The organism is Hydrogenimonas sp., from assembly GCF_029932565.1.
Classification (GTDB): Bacteria; Campylobacterota; Campylobacteria; order Campylobacterales; family Hydrogenimonadaceae; genus Hydrogenimonas.
This window is the reverse complement of record NZ_JAOZPV010000024.1, coordinates 1-19,749: the sequence shown is the minus strand read 5'-3', so window position 1 is coordinate 19,749 and position 19,749 is coordinate 1. Positions and strand designations below refer to the sequence as shown.

Sequence of the window (19,749 nt, the reverse complement as noted above, 5' to 3'; positions counted from 1 at the left end):
GGATCTCGATTTTCTGCAAAAATCCAACTCCAATGAGACGATCCAGCAGCATGTCACCCACACGAAAAAGCATCTCAAGAGTTTCGAAAAAAATATGAAAAAAATCACCAAAAAATATGGTGCGTTGATCAAGTTCGCGAATGGCCTCCAAAAGAAGACCGAAATCGCCAACCAGGAGCTCCTGAAACTGATCCGCTTCAACCAGATGCTGGTTGCCGAAGAGTTCAACAAAGTCAATTTCAACAAGTTCGGATCGGCCAATCACCTCTACAAACTCTTCGCCCAGATGGATGCACATGGACGGCAGTTTATGCTCGATCGGGACGAAAAACATTTGAAAAAATTCGACAAACTCTTCAAGAAACTCTTCAAAAACCTCAAACGCAAACGCATCGGTGCCTCATCGATGGAAGAGAAGAAGATATACGACGAAGTCTATCGGGCTGTCGAATATTATGAAATGGCAATCAACCGATGGATACTTCTGTATAAACAGATCAGCGAAAAGTATATGCCCCAAACGCTGCAGGATCTTGCCGGGATCGAAACAGAAGCGGCACAGACCGCGAAACTTGAGACGGAAAAGATGAATGCCACCAAGTCACAGATCGAATCGCTGCTGATGGCCATCGGTCTGCTGACCATTCTCATCGTATCGCTTATCGGCTTTCTCGTTGCAAAATCGATCACCAGTGTTGTCGAGAGCCTTCGGAACGACATTGCGAAAATCATCGAAACGAAAGATTTCGGTCGGGAGATCCGTATACTTTCGAGTGACAGCATCGGTGAAGTCGCCAGATATTCCAACGAACTTATCAAAATGGTCAATGAACTTTTCGAATCCTCGGAAACGGCACAGCGTGAAGCGCAAGTGCGTGCGAAAGAGGCACAGGAGATGCTCAGAAAAAACCAGCTCAGTATCCCTCTGACGCGTATTTTGACCAAAGCACAGAACGAGAACACGAGCATCATCCAGAGCAGTATCGAAAACAATGTCGATTCGATCAACGAGATCAATATCATCAACGATGAGACACAGAGCGTCATCGGCATGATTCAGGAAGGAACCGGCAGACTTATCTCCGAACTCGAGACGATGTCGGAGATGAGTGAAGAGTCAAGTTCGCATATCAACGAACTCGACGGTCATATCGAAGATATCACCGGTGTCATCGAATTGATCAAAGAGATATCCGAACAGACCAACCTGCTGGCACTCAACGCCGCTATCGAAGCCGCGCGGGCCGGCGAACACGGACGCGGATTCGCCGTCGTCGCCGATGAAGTCCGGAAGCTTGCCGAGCGGACCCAGAAAGCGACATCGGAAGTCGAAGCCAATATCAATGTACTGCGTCAAAGTTCCGCTATCGTACTCGAAACGGGCAGACAGATCTCCGACAAGACGCACGAAACCGCACAACAGCTCGAAATTTTCAAAGGCGATCTCGACAAGCTAATCGACAATGTCGGCATCATTCGGGTACAAAATCTCAAAATCGCCCACACGCTCTATGCCAATCTTCTGAAACTCGACCATATGGCCTTCAAAATCAACGGCTATGCTTCGGTACTCGAAGGTGTTCCGGGCGAGTTTGTCGATGCCCACCACTGCCGCCTCGGAAAGTGGTACGAAGAGGGCGAGGGACGAAAACTCTTCGGTGCAACACCCTCCTATACGAAACTGGCAGAGCCCCATGCCCATGTGCACAATGCCGTCAAACTCGCGGTGGAGTGCACACGCAACGGAACGTGCGAAGAGCGTGTCGAAGAGATCGTCGCAGACTTCGAAGAGGCGGAAAGAGCGAGTGTCGAACTTTTCGAAATTCTGGATGAAATCATCGAAGAGGCCCAAAACGAAGGGATTCTGGAAAAAGTGTCATAACGCGCTGCAGCATTCTCTCGCGAATCTGTCAACCTCTTTGAGAAGTTTCGGTCTCCGGTCGCACCCCGCCATCGAGGCGATCGCCTCTTTCGCCTTTGCGGGATCGATGCCTCTCGACGTGACGAAAAGAGGACGCCGGCTCTCTCCCCGATAGAGGTCGTACCCATCCCGCAACTCTCTGAAACGCTTTTTCGCGACCCCGATGAGAACCGTTTTCCCGTTAAAATAGTCGTACAGATAGGAGCCGAGCCCCGGCTTGCTGTCGCCATCGAGAAAGACGTAGCCATCGATGATGAGGATATCCGGTTGCAACCCGTGCTCTTCGATGAGCCGAACGATGGGCGGCAGTTCGCGACGATAGAACGAGCCGGAAACATATGGGCTCAGAATAGGCGATACCGAACGATAACTCGCTGTCGCTGTGTCGTCACCGAACGATTCGAATACCGCGCCAGCCGCACAGGCTTGCCCGTTTTTGTAGCAGACATCGACCGCAAGAATCATGTTTTTTTGAAAAGAAGAACCTCTTTGTCCGCCTCATCGGCATAGATGGCCAGCGGAAACGTCTGGATCAGCTCGAGACCCTCACACATCGTCGCGATCGATTCCACGGCGTGATAATACTGTGTCACCGTATCCCGCTCCCGCATGTAACACCCATCTTCGCCTTTTTCGAAATAGTCGATGGCCGTTTCGAGGCGGTTGCCATCAAACTGCGAATCGAGCGCCAGACACCTCTCATCGTTCGAACGGATCAACGAGCCGGGTGCGATCTCTTCAAATCCGAACCGCGTATTGATATCGGCGACAAAGATGCCGCCGGGTACAAGTACGTCACGCACACATCCGAGAAACCCTCCGAGCTCACGATCGTCAAGATAGTTGAGAACATCGAAGATGGCTGTCGCCGCATCGAAAGTATCCCCGACTCTGCAAACATCGATGGCATCGGCATTCACCCCGGCCTCTCTGGCTCTCTCCACCATCTTCTCGCTCAGATCGACACCATAGGCCCGTTTCATCGCCAATCTCTCCTGTATCCGCAGAAGAAATTTCCCGCTCCCGCAGCCGACATCGATCAGCGATGCGGGTTCCCACTTTTCCAGAAGTGTGATATAGAAATCGTACAGCGAATCGGCCTCCTCCTCAAACCCGAGAAGCTCTTCGATTTTCGCGTAGAGTTCAAGACCCACGCACAACCTTTTCCATCTGCGTGTAGAGCTCCATGATCTCACTCTTTTTCGCGAGGAAACTGTGTTTGTTCGCGATCAGATGTGCACTCGACTCCATGATCGTCTCCGCCACTTTCAGACCGTTTTCCCGCATCGTTGTACCCGTTTCCACAATATCGACGATCGCATCGGCCAGCCCGACGAGCGGAGCGAGCTCGATGGAACCGTAGAGCTTGATCACCTCGACACCCATCGCTTTTTTACTGAAGTAGTTGCGGGTGATATTGACCATTTTGGACGCCACCTTCATCTGCGGTTTGCTCCAGTCGAGTTCGTCCTCGTTGCGTATACCGACGGCGACTTTGCATTTCCCGATGCCAAGATCCAGAAGACGGACGATATCGACCGCCTGCTCTTCTATGACATCCAGTCCCACAACTCCGATATCGGCCGCCTGATGGGCGACGTAGGTCGGGACATCCTGGTTTCGCACCAGCAGAAAGCGGAACTGCCCCATATCAAGAATCAGTTTGCGCGATTCGAATTTGAACGCATTACCGAAAATCGTTTCGAAAATCTCCAATGTCTCGTCGGCTATTCGTCCTTTGGGCAAAGCAACGGTCAACACACGCTATCCTTTATCATTTTTTTCATTCCTTTGAAGACGATCGTCTCATCGATCTCCGCACCCGGGAGTATATGGGCTACAACCGGAGCGTCTCCCCCTGTCACGACAATCCGTTTTTCCCGGGCGAACCGTTGGATCATCGTCTTGACGGACGCCAAAATCGCGAAACTGACAGCATCCTCCGTCTTCAGCGGCAATCGGTCCAGTTCGACATCCGAAACAAGTTCGACGGCGAGCTTTTCCGATACATCCCGATAGGCCGAGAGCCACGCCGAGAGGCCGGGCCAGATCCATCCGCCAAGGTGCCGTCCCTTCTCCATCACATCGACCGTTATGGCACTGCCCGCATCGACGACGACGCCATCTTCGATACCGAGACATGCAGCTTCCCGATCGATACCAAGCCCTTCGTAGTCCGTTTTCAGCCGATGCCTCTGCGAAATATCGATCCATCCCGGTGCTTCCCGGCCAATGCGTTCTCGTACGCTGTCGTTGACGCAGATGAAAAAGAGCTCACTCTCACGAAACAGAGCAATCCCCTCCTCATGCGAAAGATGCCGAACAGAAATGCCGTCGTAGACGTGCATCCTGCTGTTGCCGATGTCGCAGAGAATCATGCCGTTATGACGCGCCACCCTTCCGATTCGAGCAGCGTCCCGGCTTTCGAACAGAGCGGTGCATTTATGATGGCAACATTCTGCAATATTCGATAACCGTAACTGGCCTCGATTTTCGACTTGATCTCAAGCCACTCTCTCACCTCTTTTTGCAAGACGCGGCTTTTCCTTTCGACGACAAAAACCAGCGTATAGCGATTCTGCATATCGACGCCGTGATAGACTTCTATCCGTTTGCGACTCCCGATCGTCTTGAGCGAGAAGGGTTCGAAACGTTTGAAGAGATACCCTTTGGCCTGCAATGGCTCGAGCACCGTTTTCATCATTCGGCACCCTCTACCGTATCGGCGCTGTCATCCGGCTCCGTCATCTTTTTCAGCGCATTCCAGATATCGGAAAACCAGGACTCTTCCTCCTCATTACTCTCCTTCTGAAGACTGCGCTCTTCCGCTCCTTGCTTCTGTTCGGCTATCTCCATATCGCGACGCTCTTCCGATGTTTCGGTTTCGGACGCGGCTTCCGGAGTCTCCGGGGCACCAGGTTCCACATCTTCGGCATAGGCATGGAGTTTGAAGTAGGATTTGTCGTAATAGAGTGCATCCGGTGTCGTGAACAACCATTTGTCGATACGATCGGGCAGTTCGAACACGTTGTCGGTCGAAAGAATCTGATCGGTCGCGATGACATACCCTTCCCGCTCGATGATGTAGATGAACTCCCCATAGATTGCCCCGACAAAATGGGCAAACGGGAATTTGCGTGAATGGAGAATTTTCAGGTCGGTATCACAATGGTAGATCGTACCGTCTTTGGAAAGAATATAGATGGCATCGTCGACGAAAATAACATCACTGATCTCGAGGGATTGTGCATCCATCAGTTGCGGACTTACCGAAATGATACGATGAGGCGTTGCAGCGACCAGTCGGTTCCCGATCACGTCGAGAAAGATGATGTTGTTGAACTCTTCGCCCTTTCCGACAATAATCTCCCGCACCTTCTCTCCCGTCGTTTTATTCAGAATGACAAGCTTGCCGTCGAGTGTCGGTATCAGTACAAGTTTTTCGAGCATCATGGGGTTGGCGATGCGAATGTCGGCCGTTACCGCCGGATCGGAGACATATTTGGATACGATTTTGTTCTCTTTGTAATTGTAGATGCCGTAACTGTTTCCTTCGATCAGAAAGGCGATGGTGTCCGTATTCGGGATGAAAAGAGCACCCAGAAGCCGGCGCGGCAAATTGACGGATATGCTCTCTTTCGTCACGATGTTGTAGATGATATTGGGTTTGCAGTCGCCTGCTGCCGCTACAAGCTCACCGCTCTTCGCGATATAGCGGTACCCTTCCGGAAGATGATAGGTCTGGAGCCCCTCTTCCGTGATCACCTGCCCATTCTCGAGTGTCGCAGCTTCGTAACCGACTTCAACGATCTGAGAAGGAAGATCCCCGTCATAATTGACCGCGCCTTTCACCTCCTGGGGTTCGAAATAGTTTTTTTCGCTGCATCCGGCATTGAAAAGTACAAAGAAAACCAGCAGAAATGCTGTGACCGAAAGACGGATCATTTGGTCCCTTTATCCGTTACAACCCCATAATGGACCAGCATCTTCGCAACCGGTCCGAGAGGCGAGTTTTCCGGAATCATCGCAAGACGCTCCTTCGCCTCTTTGACCTTCCCGTCCCGCATCAGCAGATACGCTTCGTCGAAGAGAGCGAACTCTTTCAGCAGTGCACCGCTCTTCATTCGGTAGTTTTTCAGATCACCGGATCGTCTCTCCAGCGCACCAAGATGATACGAAGCCAGATCGGATACCAGCGGATCGCTGTTCGACTGAAGCGTTTTCAGCGCTGCTTCGTCCTCCTCGCTGATCGCCCTTTGAACGGCAAGAAGATCGGCAAGAGCGGGATTCTCCTGCTTTAGAATTTTCATCGCGTTTTCGTCAGCCGGATTGGCTCTCAGTTTCAGAAAGGCTTCATTGGCTTTCAAAAGTCTCTGTTCTTTCAGATAGCCCATCACACCATATCCGATACCCCCAAACACAAGGATGGCAGCCAATGCCAGAATCATAACTTTGTTGCGTTTGTAGAAACGTTCCGCTTTGATCAGTCCGGCGAGAAGTTTTTCATCCTGTGTCAACTCCTCCTTCGCGAATTCCACCTGTTCTTTGATACTCACAGCTACTCCAATTTAAAAAGTCATTCGAACCCATCTCAAAAATACCTGTGGTCGGGAACGGGTATTTTCGAGACGGGTTCTACATCCCGATGCCGCAGGGTGCGTAACATCGGATTAAAATTTAGTGTGATATCATATCAAAATTAAAGTTAAAAGATGAAGGAAGTCCAAACATGAAATTCGACGATGCGATGCTGCAGCGGCTTGAAAAACTTTCTATGTTGAAAATTGAAGAGAACAGACGGACAGAAATGATTGAAGAACTCGAAAAAATCGTCGGTTTTGTAGAAGTTCTTGGTGAACTCGACACCGAAGGGCTCGATCCATCTTTCAGTACACTCGAAGGCGGAACACCGATGCGGGAAGACACTCCGGACGAGAATTCCGAAATCCGTGAAATCATACTTCACAACGCACCCAAAGAGAAAGACGACTATTTTGTCGTACCGAACATCATCGAATAGACGATGAAAATCTACGGCATCAAAAACTGTGACACATTTCGTAAAGCGGTAAAATTTTTCACATCCCATAACATCAATCATGAAACGGTCGATTTTAGAGAGACACCCGTTGGGTGTGACACGATCGACCGTTGGCTGAATCATCTCCCTGTCGACACCCTTTTCAACACACGCGGTACGACATACCGCACTCTGAAACTGAAGGAGATGGGGCTGGACGAATCGGGCAAGCGTACATGGCTCTGCAAGGAGAATATGCTGATCAAACGCCCGGTTGTCGAAACGGACGACGGTGATGTGATCGTGGGATACAACGAAACCCTTTACAAGGAACGATTTTTATGAGCAGTGTTGCACTCGATATACGAAAACTTTTGAAGAACGTCGTTGCCTACAAGGCGAGTGATCTCCACCTGGTCAGCCGCAGTGAACCCCAAATCCGTATCGACGGCCGTCTCGTACCGCTGAACCTGCCGCAACTGGATGGTGAGGCGATCGAAGAGATGTGCTATTCGATCATCACTGAAAAACAGAAAAAAGCGTTTGAAGAGCACAAAGAACTCGACTTCGCGATCCAGATTCCGGAAGTCGGACGTTTCCGTGCCAATTTTTACCGGACGATGGGCGATGTCGCCGGCGCATTCCGTGTCATTCCGACCCACATCCCGAGTATCGACGACCTCGAAGCGCCGCAGATTTACAAAAAACTGATCCAGCGGGAAAAAGGTCTGATTCTTGTAACCGGTCCGACCGGTAGCGGTAAATCGACGACACTGGCGGCGATGCTCAACGAGATCAACATGACGGAGCGCAAGCACATCATCACGATCGAAGACCCGATCGAATTCGTTCACGAAAACAACCAGTCGCTCTTTTCCCATAGAAACATCGGAACCGATACCGACTCGTTCGCCGCAGCTCTCAAATATGCTCTGCGCGAAGACCCCGATGTCATCCTGATCGGTGAGATGCGGGACAAAGAGACGATCGCAGCGGCCCTGACGGCGGCGGAAACCGGCCACCTGGTATTCGGTACACTCCACACCAACTCGGCAGCCCAGACGGTCAACCGTATCATCGACGTCTTCAGCGGCGACGAACAGCCGCAGGTACGGGCACAGCTCTCGACCTCGCTGGTCTCCGTCATCTCCCAGGCACTGCTGCCCAAAATCGGCGGCGGACGTATTGCCGTCCCGGAGATCCTGATTACCAATCCGGCGATCGCCAACCTGATCCGTGAAGACAAAGTACACCAGATCTACAGCCAGATGCAGCTTGGACAGGGGGAAAGCGGCATGCAGACCCAGACACAGGTCATGGTCAAACTCGTCAAAGGGCACATTATCGAAAAATCGGAAGCGGTACGTTTCTCCACCCGACCTGACGAACTCCTAAAAGCTCTTCAGCACGTTTAAAAACTTCTTTTTTCCGCTTCACACCTCTTGAAAAAAGAGTTGTGAAGCAATTTTTTTTCTCTCTCACATAATTTATGGTATTATTGCGCCAAATTTTCTGACCGATGGCAGCGCAGAATGCCTGAGTTCAGTTTTCAAGGACAGATGCAATGAGTACGTGGAGCCCATCGAGCTGGAGAGATTTTCCGATCAAACAGCAGCCGAGCTACAAAGATCCTGAAACGGTAAAACGTATCGAGCAGGAGCTGGAAAAGTTTCCGCCGCTTATTTTCGCGGAAGAGGCGCGCAGTCTTCAGGACAAACTCGCCGATGTAACGGATGGCAGAGCATTCCTTCTGCAAGGCGGAGATTGTGCGGAAAGTTTCAACGCATTCAATGCCGAAACGATAAAAAACCTCTTCAAAGTTTTGATGCAGATGGCCGTCGTCATGACCTACTCCAGCGGAAAGCCCGTGGTGAAAGTCGGGCGCATCGCCGGCCAGTTCGCCAAACCGCGCAGTTCGGATGTCGAAGCGAAAGGCGATGTTGAACTGCCAAGCTATCGCGGCGATATCGTCAATGATGCCGATTTCGTTCCGGAAGCGCGTGAACCGAAACCCGAAAAACTCATCAAAGCATACTATCAGTCCGCTTCTACGCTCAACCTGCTTCGTGCCTTTGCACGCGGCGGAATGGCCGATCTGACCAAAGTGCATACATGGAATCTCGATTTCGTCAAAGGCAAAGCCCTCGGACAGCGGTACGAAGAGCTTGCGGAAAAGATCACCCAGGCGATGGAATTCATCAAAGCGTGCGGTATCACACCGGAAAACACCCCGCAGCTGCATGAAACCGTTCTCTATACATCCCATGAAGCCCTGTTGCTCAATTACGAAGAGGCATTGACCCGCATCGATTCGCTGACAGGCGACTGGTACGACTGCTCCGCGCATATGCTCTGGATCGGGGACAGAACACGTGATCTCGATGGTGCCCATGTTGAGTTCTTCCGAGGTATCAAAAATCCTGTCGGTGTCAAGGTGGGACCGAGTATGAAAGAGGATGAACTGATCCGATTGATCGACAAGCTCAATCCCGACAACATTCCCGGACGCCTGACTCTCATCGTGCGGATGGGGGCCGACAAAGTCGAAGAACTTTTCCCGCCACTGCTTCGACGAGTGAGGGCGGAAGGCAAACATGTGGTCTGGAGCTGCGATCCGATGCACGGCAATACGATCAAGACCGAAAGCGGATACAAAACCCGCGAATTCCACAATATCTTGTCTGAAGTCAAGAAATTTTTCCAAATCCATAAAGCGGAAGGCACCGTTGCAGGCGGACTCCATCTTGAGATGACCGGCGAAGATGTCACGGAGTGTACGGGAAGCCAAAGCTGCAATATTACTGTCGACGCTCTGAGCGACCGCTACCATACCCAATGTGACCCGAGACTGAATGCCAACCAGGCGCTCGAAATGGCCTTCATGGTCTCCGAATTTTTCCGGGATCTCCACAAGTAACCACCATTGCCATCCACCTCCGCAGCCTCATGGGTGCGGAAGTGGCACCGGGCGGCAAGAAAATGTAATTTTTCCAGCCGTTTTTTCCGATATTGATAACGAAGACTATTTTGTATTTCAGCAAATTTTACCTATAATTGGCAAGTTATGAAGAGGGGAATTGCATGCCATCAAGAGAGAATATTACGCAGGTCATCAAAAAGAGTTGCGAAGAGATAGACAAATCGATTTCTGAAAAACAGGAAAGCGGTGCCGAGGCAACGGAAGTGATCCGCGACGTTATCAATACCTTTTTCGATGAATTGAAAAAATCGGGGTTTTCGATGGACCTCGACGAATTCATTACTACGAAAATGGAGAAAAAGTCGAAGCAGTGTCTCGATATTGCACACAAAAGCATCGATACGTTCAAACAGACGAATTCCAATCTTCAGGGCATCACGGAAGCCCACACGATCGAGATCGAACGGATCGCCGAAGAGACGAATGAAATCGATGTCCAGACTTTCAAAAACCGTTTCGATACATTTCAACGTGACCTTCTCGAAGAGCTGCAAAATGCCAACGACATCATCAAATCGCTTGAAAACGAGATCGAAGAGCTGCAGAAGCAGTCCAATATCGATCCGCTGACCAAACTCTTCAACCGCAAAGCACTGGAAATCGATGGAGTTGAAATGCTCAAACACTCCGATGACCGGAATCTCAATCTTGTCGCCCTGATGATCGATGCGGACGATTTCAAGAAGGTCAACGATACCTTCGGCCATGTCGCCGGCGACAAGGTACTCATCCTCCTCGCGAAACTCTTCAAATCTTCGATCCGCGAATATGACCGGGCCTACCGTTACGGCGGTGAAGAGTTCCTCATCATCTTCAACCGTGCAAACAGAGAAGAGGCGAAAAACGTCGCCGAACGCATCATGAAAGCGGTACGAAACAACAAACTGATCTACAAGAACCAGGTCATCCGCATCACACTGAGTATGGGGCTGACTGAACACCAGAAAGGCGACACACTCGAAAGTATGATCGAGCGTGCCGATGCCGCCGTCTACCAGGCGAAACAGGAGGGGAAAGACAGGTTGGTGGTACGCTGAGATGGAAATGAACTGGTTTGATATTGTCACCGGTTCCCTGATCCTGATCATCGGGATCAAAGGAATTTTCAATGGCCTTGTCAAAGAACTGAGCGGCCTGATCGGCATTATCGCAGGCGTCTGGATCGCTTCGGTTTTTGCAAAAGATTTCGGAAAATGGTTGGGAGACCATCTTATCGACATCGATTCCGTCTCTGCCCTCAACATGATCGGTTTTCTGGCTCTTTTGACACTGATCTGGCTTGGGTTCATCGTGCTGGGCGTCGTCCTGGCGAAACTGCTCTCGATTTCGGGTCTCGGTGCTGTCGACAGAGTGCTTGGCTTTCTTTTCGCTTCGGCCAAAGTCTTCATCATACTCGCCGTCATTATCTTCGCGCTCTCCAATATCGACGTAATCAGAAAAAACACCGAATCTTATACAAAAACCAGTTTTCTCTATCCCTACTTTCTGAAGGCAGGTGAAACGATTATCCATATCGACCCGGAAGGTGTGGTCAAAAAGACGGAAATAATCAAGAAAGAGGCGGAAACCTTTATCAAAAAAAGTGCGAAGCAGCTTGGGTCGGACAAGAACACGACAAAAGGTTCGGAATGATACAGGAGAATACGGTGACTACGGCTCCACTCATCTCCTATGAGACACTGCTTGCACAGTTCAAACAGCTGCTTCGTTCCAGCAATCTGAAATTCACCAAACAGCGGGAAGTGATTCTCTCCACGCTCTACTCCCATACCGGCCACTTTACGCCCGAAGAGCTCTACCAGTTGATCAAACAGGACTTTCCGGAGCTCAACACCGGTATCGCAACCGTCTACAGAACACTTTCATTGCTGGAAAGTGCGGGAATCGTCACATCCATCTCCTTCGGTACCCAGGGAAAAAAATATGAGCTCGGCGTCAAGGCGCATCATGACCATATTATTTGTACAAAATGTGGTAAAATTCTGGAATTTTTCGATGAAGCCATCGAAAAGAGACAGGCTCGGATCGCCAAAGATTTCGGTTTCATCATGGAAGATCATTCGCTGAAAATATTCGGTATCTGCCCCGAATGTCAGAAAAAAAAGAGCTAAACGTTACACAGAACAAGAATTTCAGAAAAAGGAAACAGGCCATTGCTATTTGACAACCAGTATCAGCTGCAACGAATTGAAAAAGCTGAAAAATTGCGTGAAATGGGCATCAACCCCTATCAGAACCGTGCCATCAAAGAGTGTACGAACCGGGAGTTTCTCGACAAATATGCCTACCTCAAGGAGAGCGAAGAGAAAGAGGCGCTGGACGAAAGCTGTACCGTAACCGGCCGCATCAAATTTCTGCGTCTGATGGGCAAGGCGGCATTCGCGAAAATCGAAGATGAAAGCGGTATTCTGCAAATCTATTTCAGCCGTGACGACTTGGGAGACGAGTGGTTCAAAACAGCCAAAAAAATGATCGAGGTGGGCGATATTGTCGCGGCCACCGGTTATCCTTTCATTACACGAACCGGCGAACTGACGATGCATGTCAAACGCCTCGAACTCGTAACCAAAGCGATAACCCCGTTACCGGAGAAATTTCACGGCCTTCAGGATATCGAGCTCCGGTACCGTCAGCGCTACCTTGACATGATCATGAATCCGGAAGTCAAACAGACATTCCTGATGCGATCGAAAATCGTCAGTATCATCCGCCGATTTTTCGAGGAGCACGGCTTTCTCGAAGTGGAAACGCCGATGATGCATCCCATTCCGGGCGGTGCCAACGCACGCCCGTTTGTCACCCATCACAATGCGCTCGGCGTCGACCGCTATCTGCGCATCGCACCCGAACTCTATCTCAAACGGCTTATCGTCGGAGGATTCGAAGCGGTTTTCGAAATCAACAGAAATTTCCGCAACGAAGGGATGGATGCGACCCACAATCCCGAATTCACGATGATCGAATTCTACTGGGCTTACCACCGCTACGAAGATTTGATGGAGCTGACCGAAAAACTTTTCGAGTATCTTTTCAAAGAGCTTGGCCTGCCGAAAAAACTGCCCTACGGCGACTACGAGATCGATTTCTCCACACCGTTCAAACGGATTGCCTACAAAGAGGCGCTCGTACAGATCGGCGGGGTTCCGGAAGAGATCCTCGACGATGTGGAAGCGATGCGCAGATATTTGAAACAGCATGGTATCGACGTGGAAGAGCATCTGACAAAAGGACAGCTGTGGGGCGAACTTTTCGATGCCTTCGTCGAAGACAAGCTGATCAACCCGACATTTGTCACCCACTTCCCGATCGACATCAGCCCTCTTGCGCGCCGGAGTGACGACAATCCGGAGATCGCCGACCGGTTCGAACTCTTCATCGCCGGCAAGGAGATCTCCAACGGATTCAGCGAACTCAACGATCCGCTCGACCAGTACGAACGTTTCAAGGCGCAGGCGGCACAGAAAGAGTCCGACGACGAAGCGATGCACATGGACGAGGATTATGTCAAAGCGCTCGGTTACGGCATGCCGCCGACAGCGGGCGAAGGAATCGGCATCGACCGGCTTGTCATGCTTCTGACCAATCAGCATACGATCCGCGATGTCATCCTCTTCCCGGCGATGCGTCCCCTCAAATCCCAGGCCGACCACCCGGACGGGAGTGAAAAGAGTGATGAGAAAACAGAAAAAGAGGAAGAGAAATGACCATTTTGCAGCAAAACGATTCGATCGTCTACGATATCATCGAAAAAGAGCTTGAAAGACAGACCGATCATCTCGAAATGATCGCAAGTGAAAACTTCACCTTCCCGGAAGTGATGGAAGCCCAGGGCAGCGTCTTCACGAACAAATATGCGGAAGGCTACCCCTACAAACGTTATTACGGCGGCTGCGAATATGCCGATGCCATCGAACAGCTCGCCATCGATCGTGCCAAACTCCTCTTCGGGTGCGAATATGCCAATGTCCAGCCCCACTCCGGCAGCCAGGCCAATGGCGGCGTCTACGCGGCACTTCTCAAAGCGGGCGACAAGATCCTCGGTATGGATCTCAGCCACGGCGGCCACCTGACACACGGTGCGAAAGTGAGTTTTTCTGGCAAAAACTACCAGAGTTTTACCTATGGCGTTGAGCTCGACGGCCGTATCGATTACGACCGTGTCGCCGATATCGCGCAGATCGTCAAACCGAAACTGATCATCTGCGGCGCCAGCGCCTATGCTCGGGAAATCGACTTCGCGAAGTTCCGTGAAATCGCAGACAGCGTCGGAGCTCTCCTGATGGCCGACGTCGCACACATCGCAGGACTCGTCGTCGCCGGCGAGCATCCCCACCCGTTCCCCTACTGCGACGTCGTCACCTCGACGACCCATAAAACGCTTCGCGGCCCGCGGGGCGGCCTCATCCTGACGAACGACGAAGATCTGGCCAAAAAGATCAACAGTGCCATCTTTCCCGGCATTCAGGGCGGCCCGCTCGTTCACGTCATCGCCGCCAAAGCGGTCGGCTTCGGCAAGAATCTCAGCGAAGAGTGGAATCTCTACGCACGCCAGGTCAAAGCCAATGCCAAAATCCTTGCCGATATTTTGATGGCTCGGGGGTATGACGTAGTCAGCGGCGGCACCGACAACCACCTCGTTCTCGTTTCATTCCTGAACAAAGGATTCAGCGGGAAAGATGCCGACGCGGCACTCGGTCGGGCCGGCATCACCGTCAACAAAAACACGGTCCCCGGTGAAACACGAAGCCCTTTTGTTACCAGCGGCATCCGAATCGGTTCCCCGGCATTGACGGCACGCGGCATGAAAGAGGCGGAGTTCGAAACCATCGCCAACGCCATCTGTGATGTCCTCGACGACATCGAAAACGAGCAGAAGCAGGCAAAAATCAAAGAGGATATGACAGCGCTGGCCCGACGCTTCGTCATCTACGACCGCCCGACATATTAAGGAGAGAGATGTACAACGTCGATACGCAGCTCATCAAATTCGTCACGGATCATTATTATATTCAACGTTCCAATATTGTCAGCAAAATCAATTACAATGGACGGATTTTCTATAACAAATACGAGCGTATCGACGAACCTCTCACGCGGATGGTCATGAACAGACATGCCGACGGTGACATTGTCGTCGCACACGACCTGATCAACCGGATGGACAAAGTCGAAAACATCGTGTTCGATTACAACGGAAGAAATCCGGAACGGTTCTGGCATCGGGCACAGCTGCTCCTTCGCGAAGAGGGGTTCATCAACTTTACGGCTTACGAGACAAAAACACCGGGACACCTGCATCTCTATGTGCACAAGGGCCATACGACACTGCCGGAAGCCTACCAGCTCGGCCGCCTGCTCTCGACCAAGCTCGCCACCAAACTCCCGAGAGAGTGGCGAATGTTTCCGACAGCCGACCTGCCAAGAGAGTATAATATACTGGTACTCCCCTATAAACTCTATGCCAAAGAGCGGGGTGCATCCTGGTCCAAGCATATGTAACGTGCAATCGAAGGAGAAAATATGGAAGAAAACAACAACGAACTCGACAACCTGATCATCCAGTCGGATAAACCTTCGGGATTGAAAAAACTGCTGTTGGCAGCGGCGATTCTGCTTCTCGTGTTGATCATTATCATTCTCGTGACAAAAAGTTTGATCCAAACGGATGAAAAACCGCAATCTTCCATCATCCTGCCGCCGGAACCGGCGATGCAGACCAAAACGGAAACCAAAGAGCCGCTTTTCGAAGAGGTCCCCATCGAAGAGGAGAAGGAGAGTGGGCAGAAGGTCGACCAGGTTATCGAAAAGGTGAAAAACCAGCAGGCGGAAACGGCTGCTGAACCGAAACCGGCAGAGACGCCTGCAGAACCGAAAGAGCCCGTAGTCAAAAAGAGCCCGGCGCCGGCACCTGCTCCGCAAAAACCGAAAAGCGCACCGAAAACGGTCGCAACGGGAAATTATTTTATTCAGGTCGGTGCATTTTTCCGCTATCCACCTGACAAAAAATTCCTGAAGTCGATTGAAAAAGAGGGATTGCACTATGTCATTGCCGAAGGAACGAAAAGCGGCACACCGTACAAAAAAGTGATGGTGGGTCCCTACCCGAGCAGAGCCGCTGCAAAAAAAGATCTCGATCGCGTCAAACGGCGCATCAACCAAAACGCATATATCACGAAAAAGTGACACGATGGTTTTCGTTACAAAAATCCTTTTCGATCAGTTCGCACCGCCGGCACTCTATGCGAAGGTGCGCGATCACTTCGAAAACGATGTCACGATGCTTTTTGAGAGCGTCGGCGGGAGTGATGAAGGAAACTGGAGCTTCATTTTCGTCGGCGCCAAAGAGCGTCTGATCTACAAGGAGAACCAGACCACCTATATCGACGAACTCGGCAACACCCATACACCCGACAGTGATCCGTTTGCATTTTTGAAGTCCTATTATGCCAACGTCGATCAGGAAGCCTACAAAGCGAAACGTCTCGAAACGGGGCTCGGTTTCCTGGACGGTTTTATCGGATACATCGGCTACGATATGGTCAAAGTTTTCGAACCGGTTCTGCAACCCTGGATGGACGCCCTCGAAGACCGCGACCACATCCCCGATCTCGACATGATCCGGCCGCGTCTCGTTCTCGCTTTTTCACACAAGACGAGCGAACTGAGCCTTATTACATCCGATGAAGCGACCTACGAAACGTTCGACGCGCTGATCGACCTCATCGAGTCGCCCTACGAATACATGACGATGAAGCCGATCGAGCGGAGCGAAGGGGGTGAATTCGCGTTCGACGAAGCCCGTTTCCACAAAATGGTGAACGATTCGAAAGAGATGATCCGAAGCGGCGACGTCTTTCAGATACTGATGTCGAACCGCTATGCGGAAAAAGCGAAAGTCGACCCTTTCAGCTTCTACCGTATCCTGCGCTCCAAAAACCCCTCCCCCTACCTCTTCCTGCTCGAATTCGAAGATTTCTCGATCGCGGGAAGCTCGCCGGAGGTGATGGTGCGTCTGACCGACGGCAATATACTGCTGCGTCCCATCGCCGGCACCCGCCGCCGCGGCCGTACGCTCGACGACGACAAGCGGATGGAAGAGGAGATGCTGAACGATCCAAAAGAGTGTGCTGAACACATCATGCTGGTCGATCTGGGCCGCAACGACGTGGGGCGTGTCGCGAAAGCGGGCACCGTCAAAGTCACTGCATTGATGCGCGTGGAACGTTATAGCCACGTCATGCACATGGTCAGCGACGTCGAAGCAAAAATCGACGACGGCAAGGACATGTTCGACCTCTTCGCCGCTACCTTCACCGCCGGCACGATGACAGGCGCTCCGAAAATCCGTGCGATGGAACTGATTGCAGAATTCGAAGGAATCAAACGGGGATTCTACAGCGGAAGCGTCGGCTACTTCGGCTTCGACGGCAATATGGACAGCTCCATCACCATCCGGACCGCTCTCGTAAAACCGGATGAAATCGTCCTGCAGGCAGGCGCCGGCGTCGTCGCCGACTCCAAACCGGAGCTGGAGTACCTGGAAGTCAAAAACAAGCTTGCGGCGCTGCGGAGCACGCTGGACGATCTCCGGTCATCCGGCTGACAGCGCCGTGTTTCGCTCGGTTTTTTCAAATGAAAGCGGCAAAGCCGCATCCTCAATTTTTCACTTTTATTTTTTAACTTTTCACTAAAAAAACGGAGTCTCCATGAAAGAGCTTTTCGCCGTCTTCGGCAATCCCGTCCACCACTCCAAATCGCCCCTGATGCACAATCTCGCTTTCCAGACACTGGGCTATGAAGGCTGCTACACGCGGTGGCTGCTGGAGAATGGTGAAGAACTGCGGGAAACCTTCTTTGCCCTCGGTTTCAAGGGGATCAACATCACCGTCCCCCACAAGGAGCACGCTTTCGAAGCGGCCGATATCGTGGAGGATTTCGCCGCCGAAGTACGCGCCGTCAACACTCTCGTTCTCAAAAACGGAAACCTCTACGGGTATAACACCGACGCCCCCGGATTCTACCGCGCCCTGACCCAGCTGGGAGAGGTGAAAACGGCGCTGATCATGGGAGCCGGCGGCACGGCACGCGCTCTTTCACTCTTTTTGCGCGGCAAAGGAATCGACATCGAAGTGGTCAATCGCTCGGCCGGCCGGCTGGAGTGGTTCGAAAAAGAGGGATTTGTCTGCCACACATGGGAGGGGTTCGAAGCCAAAAGGCACGACGCCGTCATCAACACCACCTCCGCCGGCCTCACCGACGACGCCCTGCCAATGCCCAAAGAGCTGCTCGATAAAGCCATGGGACAGGCCAGTTACGCCGTCGACGTCATCTACGGCAAAGAGACACCTTTTCTCAAAGAGGCGAAAAAGCTCGGCCTGCCCCACTTCGACGGATCGGAAATGCTTCTGCAGCAGGGGATCATCGCCTTCGACTACTTCACCGATCACTGCTTTGATCTTGAAACCATCGAAAAAGCCATGCGCCCCTTTTCCCATCTCTGATATTCGATTGTAACCTTTTACACCACCTCGAATTCCTGGCATCCGGATTATGATTGCTGCACAATGAGTACACGATAATACATTACTATTCCGATTATCCAAAAATACCGACTTTTATGCAACTTTTAATATTAACTGTTTTTAATATTTGCCGATTTTTTTTGGGTACGTCAATAACGTAAAAATATGGGAGAATCATCGATGCAGATAAGAGACTATATCGTCAATGTAAGAACGGGGAAAAAACTCATCAGACCCAAGCCGATCGACGAAAAATTCCATATTCAGAGAGGGATAATGATCACAGAATGTGATCCCAAAGGGATCATAACCTATGCCAACAAGAAATTCGTGGAGTTGGCCGGCTATGACAAAGAGGAGATTATCGGATCGCCCTATTCTCTCACATGTCATCCCGATACGACCACGGAAATGCTGCAAACAATATGGGAAAACATCAAAGCCGGCCGCGGCTGGAGCGGCTATCTGAAAAAGTTACGGAAGGATGGACGCTACTGCTGGGTCGAGCTCGTTATCCGCCCCAAAGTCGATCAAAACGGAACACTGCTCGGCTTTACCGCCATTCGAAAGTCCCTGCCCCTGAAAATCGTCCGAGATATCGAATCGAACATGAGGCCAAAGAAGTGTCGCTTTACACCTTCACACGGTCCTGAAGTGCTCTGGTGAGCGAAAGCATATCGATGTTTTCCAGGCTCACACCCGTCGGAACACCCTGGGCGATCTTCGTGAAAACCAGATCGTAATCTTTGAGCTTTTCTTCGATGAAGAGGATCATCGCATCGGTGGCGATACTGGGTGTAAAGGCGAAAATCACCTCTTCCACCCCCTCTTCCACCCGATCGATCAGCTTGCCGCTGTCCAGATGCTCCACCGATTCGATGACGAAATAGGTGCCATCGTAATCTCCGCCGCTTTCGATCTGCAGGATATCCTTCGCATGCTCGACGACACAGAGTTTGGTGTGGTCGCGGGTCATGTCCGCACAGACGGGACACAGCTCGTCCTCGCTCATCGCCCCGCACCGCTCGCACCGCTGCACGTTCTGCACCGCTTTCTCGATCGCATGGGCGATTTTCATGGCGGCGAAGTGGTCCTCCATGACAATATGGTATGCCATCCGCTGCGCCGACTTCTTCCCGATGGAAGGCAGCGCCTCCAACGCGTCGACCAGGTTTTCATAACTCTCTATCTTGTGTTTCATACCCGCGATTTTACCCTAAAAACAGACGGTTTTCCATAAGTTAAAATAGCCTCACTTTTTAAAACAGGCACGCTCCAGATAGATGATCGCCTCCCTGAATGGAAA

General features: G+C 51.3%; 23 protein-coding genes. 15 read left to right on the top strand and 8 right to left on the bottom strand.

From position 1 onward, the window contains the following. The coding region (locus Q1K24_RS04640) for a methyl-accepting chemotaxis protein (protein WP_300366705.1) at positions 1-1,882 on the top strand (1,882 nt) is incomplete at its 5' end. Here the strand turns inward: Q1K24_RS04640 and Q1K24_RS04635 are convergent. The 7 genes from Q1K24_RS04635 to Q1K24_RS04605 are packed head-to-tail and all read right to left on the bottom strand — an operon-like array spanning position 1,877 to position 6,477. Further along, a complete protein-coding gene (locus tag Q1K24_RS04635; RefSeq protein ID WP_300366702.1) occupies positions 1,877-2,386 on the bottom strand; it encodes an endonuclease V in 510 nt (169 codons plus the stop codon). The two genes, Q1K24_RS04640 and Q1K24_RS04635, sit on opposite strands and share 6 nt — an antisense overlap. Beyond that, complete coding sequence (locus Q1K24_RS04630) at positions 2,383-3,075, bottom strand: class I SAM-dependent methyltransferase (RefSeq protein ID WP_300366699.1); 693 nt, start codon at positions 3,073-3,075, stop codon at positions 2,383-2,385. Before Q1K24_RS04630 ends, Q1K24_RS04635 begins: the two co-directional genes overlap by 4 nt. After that, the gene (gene hisG / locus Q1K24_RS04625) at positions 3,065-3,682 is read right to left on the bottom strand and encodes an ATP phosphoribosyltransferase (protein ID WP_300366696.1); all 618 of its coding nucleotides are present in this window, start codon (positions 3,680-3,682) and stop codon (positions 3,065-3,067) included. Before hisG ends, Q1K24_RS04630 begins: the two co-directional genes overlap by 11 nt. Beyond that, positions 3,676-4,317, bottom strand: a complete 642-nt coding sequence (locus tag Q1K24_RS04620; protein ID WP_300366693.1) for a type III pantothenate kinase — start codon at positions 4,315-4,317, stop codon at positions 3,676-3,678. Before Q1K24_RS04620 ends, hisG begins: the two co-directional genes overlap by 7 nt. Continuing rightward, positions 4,296-4,625, bottom strand: coding sequence for a hypothetical protein (locus Q1K24_RS04615; RefSeq protein ID WP_300366690.1), 330 nt, complete (start codon positions 4,623-4,625; stop codon positions 4,296-4,298). Before Q1K24_RS04615 ends, Q1K24_RS04620 begins: the two co-directional genes overlap by 22 nt. Beyond that, positions 4,622-5,866 carry a hypothetical protein gene (locus Q1K24_RS04610; RefSeq protein ID WP_300366687.1) on the bottom strand — a complete coding sequence of 415 codons (1,245 nt, stop codon included), beginning with the start codon at positions 5,864-5,866 and terminating at the stop codon, positions 4,622-4,624. The genes Q1K24_RS04615 and Q1K24_RS04610 overlap by 4 nt, the downstream gene beginning before the upstream one ends. Next, complete coding sequence (locus tag Q1K24_RS04605) at positions 5,863-6,477, bottom strand: hypothetical protein (RefSeq protein WP_300366684.1); 615 nt, start codon at positions 6,475-6,477, stop codon at positions 5,863-5,865. Before Q1K24_RS04605 ends, Q1K24_RS04610 begins: the two co-directional genes overlap by 4 nt. 173 nt (positions 6,478-6,650) lie before the next feature. Between Q1K24_RS04605 and gatC the strand changes: the two genes are divergently transcribed. From gatC to Q1K24_RS04535, 14 genes are all read left to right on the top strand, one after another. Next, positions 6,651-6,941 carry an Asp-tRNA(Asn)/Glu-tRNA(Gln) amidotransferase subunit GatC gene (gatC, locus tag Q1K24_RS04600; protein ID WP_300366681.1) on the top strand — a complete coding sequence of 97 codons (291 nt, stop codon included), beginning with the start codon at positions 6,651-6,653 and terminating at the stop codon, positions 6,939-6,941. A gap of 3 nt (positions 6,942-6,944) precedes the next feature. Next, a complete protein-coding gene (locus tag Q1K24_RS04595; protein ID WP_300366678.1) occupies positions 6,945-7,286 on the top strand; it encodes an arsenate reductase family protein in 342 nt (113 codons plus the stop codon). After that, complete coding sequence (locus tag Q1K24_RS04590; protein ID WP_300366675.1) at positions 7,283-8,356, top strand: type IV pilus twitching motility protein PilT; 1,074 nt, start codon at positions 7,283-7,285, stop codon at positions 8,354-8,356. Before Q1K24_RS04595 ends, Q1K24_RS04590 begins: the two co-directional genes overlap by 4 nt. A 149-nt stretch (positions 8,357-8,505) precedes the next feature. Next, positions 8,506-9,858 (top strand): class II 3-deoxy-7-phosphoheptulonate synthase, encoded by a 1,353-nt coding sequence (locus tag Q1K24_RS04585; RefSeq protein ID WP_300366672.1) that lies wholly within the window; start codon positions 8,506-8,508, stop codon positions 9,856-9,858. A 164-nt stretch (positions 9,859-10,022) separates the two neighbouring features. After that, positions 10,023-10,958 carry a GGDEF domain-containing protein gene (locus Q1K24_RS04580; RefSeq protein WP_300366669.1) on the top strand — a complete coding sequence of 312 codons (936 nt, stop codon included), beginning with the start codon at positions 10,023-10,025 and terminating at the stop codon, positions 10,956-10,958. Positions 10,959-10,965: 7 nt separating this feature from the next. Continuing rightward, a complete protein-coding gene (locus Q1K24_RS04575; protein WP_300366666.1) occupies positions 10,966-11,553 on the top strand; it encodes a CvpA family protein in 588 nt (195 codons plus the stop codon). After that, complete coding sequence (locus Q1K24_RS04570) at positions 11,550-12,032, top strand: Fur family transcriptional regulator (protein ID WP_300366663.1); 483 nt, start codon at positions 11,550-11,552, stop codon at positions 12,030-12,032. The genes Q1K24_RS04575 and Q1K24_RS04570 overlap by 4 nt, the downstream gene beginning before the upstream one ends. A gap of 42 nt (positions 12,033-12,074) precedes the next feature. Continuing rightward, positions 12,075-13,625 carry a lysine--tRNA ligase gene (lysS, locus tag Q1K24_RS04565; protein ID WP_300366660.1) on the top strand — a complete coding sequence of 517 codons (1,551 nt, stop codon included), beginning with the start codon at positions 12,075-12,077 and terminating at the stop codon, positions 13,623-13,625. Next, positions 13,622-14,869, top strand: coding sequence for a serine hydroxymethyltransferase (locus tag Q1K24_RS04560; RefSeq protein WP_300366657.1), 1,248 nt, complete (start codon positions 13,622-13,624; stop codon positions 14,867-14,869). Before lysS ends, Q1K24_RS04560 begins: the two co-directional genes overlap by 4 nt. A gap of 8 nt (positions 14,870-14,877) precedes the next feature. Then, a complete protein-coding gene (locus Q1K24_RS04555) occupies positions 14,878-15,420 on the top strand; it encodes a DUF1882 domain-containing protein (protein ID WP_300366654.1) in 543 nt (180 codons plus the stop codon). Between the two features lie 21 nt (positions 15,421-15,441). Beyond that, a complete protein-coding gene (locus tag Q1K24_RS04550) occupies positions 15,442-16,104 on the top strand; it encodes an SPOR domain-containing protein (protein ID WP_300366651.1) in 663 nt (220 codons plus the stop codon). Between the two features lie 4 nt (positions 16,105-16,108). Next, complete coding sequence (locus Q1K24_RS04545) at positions 16,109-17,524, top strand: anthranilate synthase component I family protein (RefSeq protein WP_300366648.1); 1,416 nt, start codon at positions 16,109-16,111, stop codon at positions 17,522-17,524. A 103-nt stretch (positions 17,525-17,627) separates the two neighbouring features. Continuing rightward, a complete protein-coding gene (locus tag Q1K24_RS04540; protein ID WP_300366645.1) occupies positions 17,628-18,422 on the top strand; it encodes a shikimate dehydrogenase in 795 nt (264 codons plus the stop codon). Positions 18,423-18,623: 201 nt separating this feature from the next. Beyond that, positions 18,624-19,109 carry a PAS domain-containing protein gene (locus tag Q1K24_RS04535; protein ID WP_300366642.1) on the top strand — a complete coding sequence of 162 codons (486 nt, stop codon included), beginning with the start codon at positions 18,624-18,626 and terminating at the stop codon, positions 19,107-19,109. Here the strand turns inward: Q1K24_RS04535 and recR are convergent. After that, on the bottom strand, positions 19,075-19,644 hold the full coding sequence (recR, locus tag Q1K24_RS04530; RefSeq protein ID WP_300366639.1) for a recombination mediator RecR: 570 nt from the start codon (positions 19,642-19,644) through the stop codon (positions 19,075-19,077). The genes Q1K24_RS04535 and recR overlap by 35 nt on opposite strands. Between the last annotated feature and the right edge of the window lie 105 nt (positions 19,645-19,749).